Origin of the sequence: Methanobacterium veterum (assembly GCF_000745485.1) — an archaeon.
Taxonomy (GTDB): domain Archaea; phylum Methanobacteriota; class Methanobacteria; order Methanobacteriales; family Methanobacteriaceae; genus Methanobacterium_D; species Methanobacterium_D veterum.
Genome location: NZ_JQJK01000009.1, coordinates 286,746 through 299,231, shown reverse-complemented (window position 1 = coordinate 299,231; position 12,486 = coordinate 286,746). Strand labels below are relative to the sequence as shown.

Below are 12,486 nucleotides of genomic sequence, written 5' to 3'. Positions count from 1 at the left end.
TAAAAAATTTAGGAGGTTGAAGGAAATGCTTGCATGCCAAAATCGAAGGTTTTGGCAGCATTTCCTGAACATTCGAAAGCTTCACTTTCGATGTCCCGAAATTCTGCGAATTTCGAGGACCCCAAAAAATTAAAAATTCTTTGGAGGTGATTAAATGGCAATTAAAAGCATCTTTAAACTGGCAGTAATAACTATCTTAATAATAACAATCTTAAACTGTGCCTATGCAGATACAGGGCCAAGCATAGGGGAAAATCAGGCTAAAACAATAGCACAAAATTATTTGAATTCCCATAACTTGCCCTACACTGCAGTAACTCCTAACGGGAACATCTGGTATTACTATGTTAAAAATACCAAAACTGGAGAAAAAGAATGGATATCCATTAACACATTCATTCACGATGACCCAGAGTTTGGTGGACCTGGCATATACAAAAAAGTTTTCGATAATATGTACGGAGTATGGCTTGTACAAGTTAACAGCAGGGATGGGAAAAATACAGGAACTATCTACATTGATGGAGAAACTGGTAAAATTCTAAAAGTTACAGTACCAAAAAAGTTCCAAACCAAAAATTTATCCAAAACAACCGAAAATACTGCACTAAAAAATACAACTAATGGGACCAATGCAACCAGTCAGACTTTCCCTGAATCAAACAGTAAATCAGAGCCCTCAGGCTTTAGTACAGAAATATTTGGTATAATCGCTTTAATTATTGCAATAGGTGCTGGCTACTTCATGTATACCAGAATATGAGGTAACCTTACTCGAAAATCATAGATTTTTGGTACCTAAGAAACTCTCGAAATTCATAGAATTTCTGTAGGTTTTTCACAATCGAAGATTGTGATACCCCTAAATCTATGATTTCGAGGGATTTATTTTTTAGGAGCAAATAAGATGAATTTTAAAAAAATATTTATTCCAATCATAATCTTTGTAGTTATTATATCTCTTTTATTGATAAATTCAAATGTTAATGGTAAATCTTCGGATTTATCATTAGTATCAGATGTAAAATACATTTCACAGGAAATAGGGCCTAGACCTGCAGGATCTGAAAATGAAAATAAAACTGCCCATTATCTCAAATCAAAACTCAATAGTTATGGAGTTAAAACCGAAGTTCAATCATTTAAATATTATTCAATGTATTCAAAAGGTGTTAAAAGCTCTGAAAATGTTATAGGCATCATAAAGGGGGCATCTTCCAAACAGATCATAATATGTGCAGATTTAGATACAATAAAAGATAAAAATACCGGTAATTACACAGAAGGAGCTAATGACGATGTAACATCAATTGCAGTGCTAATAGGACTTGCAAAGGAATATCAACATGAAAAACCTTATTTTACCATTAAATTAATAGGTTTTGGAGCTGGTGAAGATCCATATACTCTTCCAGTTAATGCAAGTCCAAGAACCAGCCTAAATTCAGAAGAATACAACAAAATTATGTACATACCCTACTTAATAGGTGCAAGACATTACCTTCTTGAAAACCAGGATTCAATAAACAATACTGTTGCTGTTATAAGCTTAGAGGCTGTTGGCGAAGGTATTCCATGCTTTGTGAGTCAAGATTCGTTTGCTGAAAATAACCAATCATTCGTAAATTTTTTAGTTTTCAATGCCCGAATTAATGACTTTAATGCTGAAAAAATTGATTTCATGACTTATGAAGAGCCCCAAGGTAGAAATGACCCCATCAGCCACATTTATTTGCCCTTTTCTTACGCAAATATCCCTTCAACGTTTTTAACATGTCTGGAAAATCCAAATGTCAATTCTTCAACCCACAATAATAATGAAATGCCAGGCTATCTTACAGTGAACGATAATTATGAAAATCTGGTGAAAAATAATGGTGGGGAAGGAGAACTAGAAAAACACTTAGATACAATTTTAAGCCTCGTTAAAACAAGTATAAATAATATTGACAAATTTTATGCTGTAAAAAATATTTCAGTAACTTAGTGATGCATATTTACAAATTTCCATGCATTAATCTATTTAATCTTTATTTTTTTATAGATATTCCCATTTAAGTAAAAAAAATAGTGATTTAAAGACAATATTTATTATCACTTAAATCCAATAATAAACCCAAAGTATAAATGGGGGTTCGATGGCATTGAAAAATATCTTTAAAATATTTTTAATAACTATTTTTGTAATAGGAATTTTAAATCTCGCCTATGCTGATTCTGGGCCTACTATTGGCGCCAATCAAGCTAAAACAATAGCTCAAAACTATTTAAATGCACATAATTTACCTTACACTGCAGTAACTCCTGGCTGGGATGATTGGAAAACTAAAGTAAAAGATACAAAAACTGGTGAAGTAAAATGGATACCTCAAAGTGAAGCTAAAGGCGACAGCCCTGATTTCGGTGGCCCTGGCAGATATGAATGGGTTCAAGGTTATAACTCTTCATGGGTCGTACAGGTTAATGACAAAAATGGAAAAAATGTTGGAAGAATTTATATAGATTCAGAAAATGGTAATGTTCTAAAAGCAATTTTAGACCCTGTATCCACAACTAACAATAACCAGTCAACATCGACCAATGCAACTAACGCTGTTAATCCAACCAATCAAGCTTCTCAAGGGCAAACAAACAACACAGGGCTTATAATTGGTGTGATCATTCTACTCATTGTGGCAGGTGTCGGTTACTGGATGTATAATAAAAGAGGTTAAATCCTCATTTCAACTTTTTTTACACAATTATGTTAATTTTTGATTATGCATAGAATTAAATTCTAAATTCTGGTATTTAACGCTGCCAGTATAAATACTGCTTGAAAACTCATTATATTTCTGTATTAAATCACGATACTTCAGGCTATTAATAAACTTTTTTTCAGATATATAGCCCCGATATCCTTTTAAAAGAAATCCAAATAGCCATAAACCCTATTAATTAGTTTTAATTAAGCATGCCCATTCAAATATAAATAATCATTTAACAGGAAACTTTATTAATAGAGTAAGTTAACACTAACTTAACAAATTCAAAGGAATGAATTCAATGACATTTAGATATATTTTAAAAATATTTTTAATAGTATTTTTTGTAATAGGAACTTTAAATTTTGTTTATGCTAATGGAGGACCTGTAATTGGTCAAAATCAAGCCAGATCATCTGCTCAAAGCTATTTAAACTCCCATAATCTGCCATATTCTGCTATTACTCCTGAATGGAATGATTTAAAAGTTAAAGTAAACGATACCCAAACTGGAGAGGTGAAATGGATACCTGTAGCTGTAGCTGATGAAGATCAGTTTAACTCCGGCGGAGAAATTAGATATAAGGTAATTGATGCGTATCCTGTCTGGATGATACAGATCAATGATAAAAATGGTAAAAATGTTGGACAAATCCGTGTGGACTGCAATACTGGTGAAGTCCTTAAAGTAAATGTAGATCCAGCGCCCCCAAATAGTCAAAAACAATCAAAACCAGCTAATTTTACCCATGCAGCCAATGCCACTGCATCGATCCCTCCAGAACCATCAAACAATAATATGGGCTTTAATGTTGGGTTTATACTTGGAGTGATTATTTTGATTATTGTGGTAGGTACTGGTTACTGGACATATATTAAAAAAGGTTAAATCCTCATTTTGACTTTTTTGAATTAGAGAAAGTTCCTTAAAATAAAAGAAAAAAAATTAATATTTAATTAAACTATTCACTAAAACTAACCCTCTCAAATTTTTCCAGCTTATCTAAAGGCTTAGTTGCATCCACTCCAATTTTAGTAGTGGTACCATCAGGCTTTGCGCAAGGGTCAAGTGAAGAACCTCTAGCTCCAGGGACTATCATGATATCATCATCACCTTTAACACGTGTTGCAATAGCATATTCAAGATCTTCAGGGTCAAATATGTCAACATCTTCATCTACTACAATAGCATGTTTCAAGGATGGATGAGCCGCAAGCGCTGCCATTAGCACATTTTTACCGTCACCTTGAGTTTGTTTCTTTATAGAAACTGCAGCGTGAAGCCAGCAGCAGCCCCCTTCAGTTAAAACAACATTCTGAACAGTTGGAACTGTATTTAAAACAGCGTTATAAATTCTTGGTTCCTGCGGAAGCCCCTGTAAAAGCCTGTGTTCAAATCCAGCAGGCATTATAGCGTGATAGAAAGGATCTTTCTTGTAATGGATTTTATTAATGTTTATAATCGGTTCCTCTCTTACAACATCATAGGTGTCTGTTAAATCTACAAATGGACCTTCAGGTTCTCTTTCGTGGGGTAAAATTTTACCTTCCATAATTATTTCAGCATCGGGCACGTCTAAATCAACAGATTCACACTTTATAAGTTTCATATTTCCATTATGGAAATTATTTGCAACTTCAAGTTCATCCGTTGTAATTGGAACAGAAGTGGTTGTTGCGAGAAGTGTTGCAGGGTGCATACCTATTGCAATAGCAATATCAAGCGGTTTATCCATTTCTTCCGCTTTTTTATAGTAAGTATAAAGATTTCTTGGGACTATTCGTATTCCAAGCTTATCTTTTCCAGAAACAAGCATCCTGTGGATCGATGCATTTCTTATTCCCGTTTCTGGATCTTTTGCTATTACAACTCCTGCAGTTATATAAGCCCCGCCGTCTTTTTTGTAGTAAGTTGGTACTGGAATTTTACTTAAATCTGGCTCTTTTTGAGTATTGAAGTTTTCTTTGATATTTTCAACATTTTTAACAGGTATAGGGTTCTCTGTGGCTTTCATTATCCGTTTTGTAATTTCAGGTACTGTAACTGAAATTCCACGTGCAATCTTATCCCTAGTATTGCAGATACCTGATATGATCTTCATATCATAACCTTTAACATTTTCAAAGATCAGCACATCTTTCGGGTGTTCCCTCAAAATCTTTGCGACTTCATATTCAGCAGATACTTCCTTCTCAATCTTAATAACCTTAAAATCCTCTTCAAGAACCCGATTCAAAAATTCTCTCATAACTACCAACCCACGAATTTAATTACCAAAAATCGCTGCTGTAATCATTATAATTACAATAACTGCAATTCCTAACCATATTTGATTCACAGAACAACCACAACCACTTGTTTGACAAGTATTAGTGTAGTGCTCATCTTTTTCCTTCATTTTTATCCCTAAAGGTTTTATCCCCATAATTTACTCAATATTTCCTTTAAACCGTATTATATCAGTTTCAACACTTTTATTTGTGATTCCAAGCATTTCAGCAGCTAAAATAGCAGCATTTCCCCCATTATCTATTCCTACTGTTGCAACAGGTACTCCTGGAGGCATGTTAACCATTGAAAGCAGCGCGTCCATCCCTTCAAGTCTAATTGAACATGGGACTCCTATAACTGGTTTCTCTGTATAAGCTACAATAGCCCCAGTAACGTGTGCCGATAGTCCAGTTAGAGCTATAAAAAGCTTAGCATTTCTAACTTTTTTTAACTGGTCTTCAAACTTTTTAGAATGTCTTACAGGAGATATAACACTGAAATCATAGGATACATCCATTTTATCCAGGAAATTAGTGGTTTTCCGGGCAAATTTGATATCAGAATGGCTTCCAGCAATTATAGCCACATCTAGATCATCATATGAATCTAATTCTTGTTCTCCAGCGCAATCATCTTTTTTAAATTCTTGAGCATCAAATGATGAAGGGGAATAATAACTACCATTAACCTTTTCAAGAAGTTTGCTTTCGTCTTTATTTACTTTTTCAAAGAAGGAACTCCTCATTGATGAAACCCTTTTTCTTACCTCTTCATCATGAATTCCAATTATCTGTGCAGCAAGCAGTGCCCCATTGTCTCCCCGATCTATTCCAACAGTGGCAACCGGTGCCCCAAATGGCATTTGAACTGAGGCGTAAAGCGCGTCGAGCCCGCCTACTTTAACATCTACTGGTACTCCTACCACGGGTTTATGAGTATTCGCTGCCATTATTCCAGGTAAGTGGGCTGAAAGTCCAGCAATTCCCATAAATACTTCTATTCCATTTTTAGTAGATTCGGTTACAATTTTTTTAACTTTTTCGTGCGTTCTGTGTGCTGAAGCTACTTTAATATCATAAGGAATACATAATGTTTCCAATATATCTATAGCCTTTTTTGCTATAGAGAAATCAGATGAGCTTCCCAGTAATATCATAACTCTTGGTTTCATTTTACACCTTCAAATATCTGATAACATTAATTTTTTATAATGAAAATAAGAAATTTTCATATGTAAGAAAGTAAATAGGTATTTCAGATATTTCAATATAACTCGCATTATTTATAAAATTTGATGTAATATCAACATTGGAAATTGAGGTGTACATTTTGTCATGGTTTATCCTACTTTTCGTCTTACTAGTGGCATCCATCAAAAACAGAGGTTCAGAAACAAAAATGACAGTATCTATTGTAATTCCAGCTTATAATGAATCTAAAACTATAGAAAAAGTGATTGGTGTTATAAATAGTTTAGATTGTGTCAATGAAATAATTGTCGTCGATGACGGATCTTCAGATGATACCGCAAGTGTTGCACAAAAAGCAGGGGCGACAGTTATACTCCATTCTAAAAACAAAGGAAAAGGTGCAGCTATAAAAACTGGTTTTGAAAATTCAAATGGGGATGTTGTTGCCTTCATTGATGCGGATTTGAAAAATTTAACCGCAAGACAAGTGGAAAAAATCATCAAACCTATATTAGATGGAAAAGCAGACGTAACCAAAACAAAATTCAAACGAAAAGCAGGAAGAGTGACCGAATTAACCGCCAAACCACTTTTAAATTTCTTTTTCCCAGAATTAAAATATGATCAGCCTTTAAGCGGGCAATTTGCAGCGAAAAAAAGTTTCTTAAGTAAGATAAAGTTTGAAGAAGATTATGGGGTAGATATTGGAATCGTGCTGGACGCTGATGTTAGGGGAATGAGGATAAAAGAAGTAGATATAGGTGAAATTGAACACGTCCATTCATCCATTGAAGGCCTGAATAAAATGGCCAATGAAGTTGTAAGAACTATTGTAGACCGTGCCATGTCATACGGTAGATTTTCCATGATGGATGACCTGGGAAAAAATATAAGAATGGCCATTTTAGGACTTTCACTTATAACTTTAGGGCTTTTCTCCATATTTTTTGTTAACAAAATTCCAATGGATATAGGACTAGTAATTCTGGTATCAGGGCTAATAATTGCCATTTATTATGGCGTACTTCTTGTAAAAAGGACAGTGAATATTCTTTCAAAATCCAGTGGAAGACTTCCCACATTAAAGTCATTGTTTTATATGCACTTTCCAATTCTTATTTCTGGATTGATACTGTTAACTATGATATCCACATTTGTAGGATATGTAAGCATAGATGATGGGACAATATCAATACAGCCAGCTTCAGGTAATCTCGTGCTAATAGGCCCTAATGGTTTACAATTAGAGTCAAGAGGACCTTATACTGTAGATAGCGCCCTTGAAAATGAATATAGCATTTTTAGGGTTCCATCCAGCGCTATGAAAACATTAGGCTTGAATTATGGAGATTCCATATACATATTTAACAAAAAATACACTACACGTCCAACTATACAGGGAGAAGACAATATATTAAGAATGCCAAGAGATGCACGAACATATCTCGGAGTGGACACAAGAACTGTCATATTAGATAGTAATCTCAGAAATATCTTCAACAATATATATATTGAAAGATCCCTGCCAGTACAGGGAAATATTAGCGACCTATCCATTATTGAAGGAGCTATAATTAAATCAGATTATCAAAACGGCAGAATAGTAAATATATATGTTGATAACCAGAAGGTTGCAACAACATCAGGAGTCCTCAAAGATGGGACTTACAGCATCTACATTAATAACATGAAGGATCGTACCATTTATATCAATAATAACGATGCTAAAGATAGTACTGCCCTTTACTGGGGTAATCATACCATAAAAATAGAAATTGGAGGGCAAACTAACTCTAATTTTGAATTTGCAACGTCAGATCGAGGCAAATTTTTAAATATATTCTTAAGTAAATGAGTTTAAAATCTCATTTACCTTTAAAAAATCAATAATAAACTTTTACGGCTTCTTCTATATCATTGTAAAGTCCTAATGCTGCAAGAGCCCCTATTTTACCATGAGAACCTGTAACTTCAATAAGTTCTATTCCAAGTTCTTTTGCAGTTTTTTCAGCCTCTTCAAGGGACATCATGGACTGTTTAGTTGCCATTGAATATTCTCTAAGTTTTTCAGGAATTTCAATACCATCCAAAATTGCCATTGAAGTTTTTTGAGATAAGGTACTTTCTTTAAATAGTTCCCGTGCTTCTTCAATTAATTTATCCCGTTCACCAGGTTTAACAGCGAAAACAAGCGCTATTGCAACGCAATTTTGAGTTTTATTTGGATTATGAGGATATAGCTGCACGATAACATGATTTATATATTCAAATCCTCTTTTGCTTAGTTCCACTCCGACATTATTAGCTAAAGTCCATGTGGCCCCCTTTTCCTTAGTATCAGTGTCATCAATTCCAATTACAACTTTTTGAAGTTTAGGAGTTACAACCGCGGCTCTTCCAACCTTTGAACCGCCGCCAATATCATAAAGTTCAACTCTTTTAACTCCTTCTGCCATTCCTCGGCACATTGCAGCCCCCACTCCTGCTCCAGCCAGACCTGCATGAGTTACTTTTACTTCATCCCCTTCAACAGATACTTCTTCGATCCCTGCAGCAGAAAAACTTGGTTTAAGATTTAAATCGGTTTTTCCAACTTCTACAAGATACGTATGTTTGTTTCCATCTCTTTCTGCACTTTTTACCAGATCACTTGACCTTTCATATTGATAGACCATCCACTGTGAGCCCCCAATACATGGATGATATTCAACAATTTCCACCATATCATCGTTAACCATGGTTAAAATCTTTTTATATGGGGCTACCCATGGGTCTTTAAATCTCTCTTTTAAGTCGTCAGGGGTTACTATTTCCATTTAATAATCACCTAATATTGTAATTAATTAATTCTGATTAGTTTAGTTAAATTAATTATAAATAACAATTTACAGGAAAATTTGCTGATCTTGTTGAGTCCTGCCAAATTGTTTAATAATCAATGTGTACTGTTTTGAATTTACTGCTATGTAATATATTAATTTTGGATTTTCAAATTGATCATATTGATCCATAAATTAGAAATTTAATATTTGAACGATGTGTAATCGCTTAAAAATACATTAACCAATTATATTACATAAAAATCATTTAAAATAGCATTATAACTACATCAAAAATAAAACTAGTTCCTTAATCAATAAAAACAAAAGGAAAGATTTATTTTAATCTTTCACACATTTTAACAGCTGCTTCAACAGCACGTTTTCCATATTCAACACGTTGATGAGCTTCTAAACGTGTCATACCTGGGCCTGAAATTCCTAAACCAACTGGTTTATTATATTCAAGTGCTAAATCCGCAATCTTACGTGATGCATGCTGTACAACTATTTCATCATGTGAAGTTGCACCTTCTATAACTGCTCCAAGGGTTACAACCGCATCAATATCATCATTTTCTAGAAGTTTCTTAATTGCAAGCGGCATATCAAATACACCAGGTACGGTAATTATTTCTGTTATTTCAGAATCTAAAAATTTAGCATGTTCTTTAGCTAATTCTAACATCATATGAGTTATATCATAATTGAATTCAGCTACTACTGCGCCTAATCTAACTTTTACCATTATTTTTCCTCCATTTCAAGTATAATTAATCTCAAAATTTTGTGAAATAAATAAAAATTCATTTAAAATGAACTTATTTTATCATACATATAATATTTAACTATTAATTTAATTATATTGCACTTAATACGGCAATTGCAACAACCCATACGACCATTATCACAATTATAAATATTGCTATGGCTCTTGTTCTATCCATATAATTCAACCTCCAAAAAATTTATTTTTCGGGCCCTCGAAAACTATGTTTTCGGGGCATACAAAAATTCTTTTAATTTTTATGGTTGAGGAACTTAGTTCCTCAAACATCGAAAAATTTTATAAAAATTTTCAAATGTTTGAGGAAATTACAAATCCATCAAAACGTAGTTTTTGCGAGCTTTGATTTGTAATTTCCTTCAACCTCCTGCGAATTTAGAGATTTCTTCAACAGTTTCTGCTAATATATCAATCTCTTCTTTAGTATTATAATAATGAACAGATGCTCTAACAGTTCCACCAAGTTTATCTGCACCTATATGTTTAATTGCAGGAATTGCACAGTGGTAACCACTTCTTACACATATATCTTTAATTTCATCCAGTATTTTAGCAACATCATGAGAATTCATGCCTTCTACATTGAAAGCAACTATTCCATGAATATTATCAGGATTACCATAGCATATTGTATTATCTATGTTATTAATTTTATCAAACATGTATTTTGTGAGTTTTGCGCTGTGTTTTTCAATATTCCCAATTCCAACATTTTCCACATAATTTATAGCAGCTCCAAGACCAATGACACCAGCTATATTTTGAGTACCTCCCTCAAATCTACCTGGAGCAGATTCAAGTGTAAAATCATCTTCTGTAACCTTTGATACTGTTCCACCGCCAAGATTAACTGGTTTTAATTTATCCATAACATCGCTTTTGGAATATAAAAATCCAGTTCCAACAGGACCAAAAAGACCTTTATGTCCTGGAAATGAGACAAAATCAGCCTTTGTTTCTTTTACATCAAATTTTACATGTCCTGCAGATTGTGCAGCGTCAACAAGATATAAAATGTCATTTTCTTCTGCTATATCTCCAATATCATATATTGGCTGGCATGAACCAATCGAATTTGAGATATGAGTAGTTGTGATGAGCTTCGTAGTATCATCTACAGCTTTTTCAATATCTGAAAGGTCTATTACCCCATATTTATCTGTTTTTATGACTTTAAGATTAATTCCTGCTTTTTTCAAATTGAGCCATGGCAGAAAATTAGAATGGTGTTCTATATTTGGAACAATTATTGAATCACCCTTCTTAAATTCCAGACTGTTTGCTACAAGATTTATAGCTTCAGTGGTGTTTTTTGTAAATATAACCTCATTTCTATTACAGTTTATAAATTTTGCAATTCTTTCCCTTGTATTTTCAAATTTCATTGTTGCTTTAACTGCTGTTTTATAGGCGCCCCTTCCTATATTAGCATTGAAATTATGGAAATAATCACACATCGCATTTACTACAGGCTCTGGAGTTGGAGTAGTGCTTGCAGCGTCCAAATAGATTACTTCATTAAGTAAAGGAAAATCTGATCTTATATCAATATTTTGGGTATCCATGGAATACGCTCCTGATTAATTTTAGTTCTACTTGAACCCGGTACAAACTGCAGCTTATTTCTATTCTATTTTTCTTCTAATTTCACTGGCCATTTCCATGGTAGATGCATTACCACCAATATCTCCAGTTATAACTTTACCTTCACTTAAAACTTCAATAAGCGCATTTTCAACTTTACGGGCTGCATCATGTTCTTTAAGGTAATCCAGCATCATTACTGCAGATAATATCATTGCAGAAGGATTTGCAATATTTTTTCCAGCTATGTCTGGTGCTGATCCGTGAACGGGTTCAAATAAACCGCTATTTTCCCCGATATTAGCAGATGGTATTAAACCAAGACCGCCGACAAGTCCTGCACCCTCATCTGAAAGTATATCCCCAAATAAGTTTGTAGTAACGATCACATTGAACATTTGAGGGTTTGTAATGAAAAACATTGCTGTTGCATCAACATAACGGTCATCTGTTCCAATATCTTTATAATCTTCAGCAACTTTGTAAAAAATATCTTTGAACAATCCATCCGTTTTTTTAAGGACATTCGCCTTGTGAACCGCTGTAACTTTATCTCTACCACTTTCTTCAGCATATTCAAATGCAAACTTGCAAATTCTTTCTACAGCATTTCTTGTAGTAACTCTTAAAGCAGTGGCTCCCTCTTCTGTTTCTTCTTCAAGACCAATATAAAGGTCTTCCGTGTTTTCCCTAACAATTACAAAATCTAAATTATCAAACAAAGCTTTAGTGCCAGGGTATGATTTAACAGGTCTTAAATTAACATAAAGCTCTAGTTCCTGTCTTAATCTGACAATAACATCTGCTGCTGATTCTCCAGCAGCCCCAAATAAACATGCCTGCGATTCCTTTACTATATCAATTGTTTCTTGAGGCAAAGCAACTCCTGAGGCTGCTTTGCATTCATCCCCTGCATCTGCAAATGTATAATCAAATTCAATATCAAGTGCATCTAAAACATGTAATGTTGCTTCCATAACTTCTTTTCCGATACCGTCTCCAGGTACCACTGCTATTTTGTACATTAAAACACCTTTATCCTTATTTATTTACTGTAAAATTATCTAAAATTTAAGTTTAAACTAATTGT

The 12,486-nt window shown here is 33.8% G+C and carries 12 protein-coding genes; 5 read left to right on the top strand and 7 right to left on the bottom strand.

What is annotated here, in order from left to right; genetic code table 11:
* Positions 1-154 precede the first annotated feature (154 nt).
* From EJ01_RS04755 to EJ01_RS04740, 4 genes are all read left to right on the top strand, one after another.
* A complete protein-coding gene (locus tag EJ01_RS04755) occupies positions 155-763 on the top strand; it encodes a PepSY domain-containing protein (RefSeq protein WP_048081555.1) in 609 nt (202 codons plus the stop codon).
* Positions 764-907: 144 nt separating this feature from the next.
* Positions 908-1,987 carry a M28 family metallopeptidase gene (locus tag EJ01_RS04750; RefSeq protein ID WP_048081554.1) on the top strand — a complete coding sequence of 360 codons (1,080 nt, stop codon included), beginning with the start codon at positions 908-910 and terminating at the stop codon, positions 1,985-1,987.
* 151 nt (positions 1,988-2,138) lie between these two features.
* A complete protein-coding gene (locus tag EJ01_RS04745; RefSeq protein WP_048081553.1) occupies positions 2,139-2,714 on the top strand; it encodes a hypothetical protein in 576 nt (191 codons plus the stop codon).
* 331 nt (positions 2,715-3,045) lie between these two features.
* On the top strand, positions 3,046-3,633 hold the full coding sequence (locus EJ01_RS04740; protein WP_048081552.1) for a hypothetical protein: 588 nt from the start codon (positions 3,046-3,048) through the stop codon (positions 3,631-3,633).
* A gap of 73 nt (positions 3,634-3,706) precedes the next feature.
* Here the strand turns inward: EJ01_RS04740 and EJ01_RS04735 are convergent, their stop codons facing one another.
* The 3 genes from EJ01_RS04735 to purE are packed head-to-tail and all read right to left on the bottom strand — an operon-like array spanning position 3,707 to position 6,187.
* Positions 3,707-4,993 carry a UbiD family decarboxylase gene (locus EJ01_RS04735; RefSeq protein ID WP_048081551.1) on the bottom strand — a complete coding sequence of 429 codons (1,287 nt, stop codon included), beginning with the start codon at positions 4,991-4,993 and terminating at the stop codon, positions 3,707-3,709.
* Between the two features lie 18 nt (positions 4,994-5,011).
* A complete protein-coding gene (locus tag EJ01_RS17955) occupies positions 5,012-5,143 on the bottom strand; it encodes a hypothetical protein (RefSeq protein WP_269221198.1) in 132 nt (43 codons plus the stop codon).
* 30 nt (positions 5,144-5,173) lie between these two features.
* Positions 5,174-6,187 carry a 5-(carboxyamino)imidazole ribonucleotide mutase gene (gene purE, locus EJ01_RS04730; RefSeq protein WP_048081550.1) on the bottom strand — a complete coding sequence of 338 codons (1,014 nt, stop codon included), beginning with the start codon at positions 6,185-6,187 and terminating at the stop codon, positions 5,174-5,176.
* A gap of 158 nt (positions 6,188-6,345) precedes the next feature.
* Here purE and EJ01_RS04725 point away from each other — a divergent pair, with 158 nt between their 5' ends.
* On the top strand, positions 6,346-8,061 hold the full coding sequence (locus EJ01_RS04725; protein ID WP_048081549.1) for a glycosyltransferase: 1,716 nt from the start codon (positions 6,346-6,348) through the stop codon (positions 8,059-8,061).
* A 28-nt stretch (positions 8,062-8,089) separates the two neighbouring features.
* Here the strand turns inward: EJ01_RS04725 and mmp11 are convergent, their stop codons facing one another.
* From mmp11 to EJ01_RS04705, 4 genes are all read right to left on the bottom strand, one after another.
* Positions 8,090-9,022 (bottom strand): methanogenesis marker protein 11, encoded by a 933-nt coding sequence (mmp11, locus tag EJ01_RS04720; RefSeq protein WP_048081548.1) that lies wholly within the window; start codon positions 9,020-9,022, stop codon positions 8,090-8,092.
* Positions 9,023-9,362: 340 nt separating this feature from the next.
* Positions 9,363-9,773 (bottom strand): 6,7-dimethyl-8-ribityllumazine synthase, encoded by a 411-nt coding sequence (gene ribH / locus EJ01_RS04715; RefSeq protein ID WP_048081547.1) that lies wholly within the window; start codon positions 9,771-9,773, stop codon positions 9,363-9,365.
* Between the two features lie 398 nt (positions 9,774-10,171).
* Positions 10,172-11,377 carry an aminotransferase class V-fold PLP-dependent enzyme gene (locus tag EJ01_RS04710; RefSeq protein WP_048081546.1) on the bottom strand — a complete coding sequence of 402 codons (1,206 nt, stop codon included), beginning with the start codon at positions 11,375-11,377 and terminating at the stop codon, positions 10,172-10,174.
* Between the two features lie 60 nt (positions 11,378-11,437).
* Positions 11,438-12,421: an isocitrate/isopropylmalate family dehydrogenase gene (locus EJ01_RS04705; RefSeq protein WP_048081545.1), complete on the bottom strand. Its 984-nt coding sequence runs from the start codon at positions 12,419-12,421 to the stop codon at positions 11,438-11,440.
* Between the last annotated feature and the right edge of the window lie 65 nt (positions 12,422-12,486).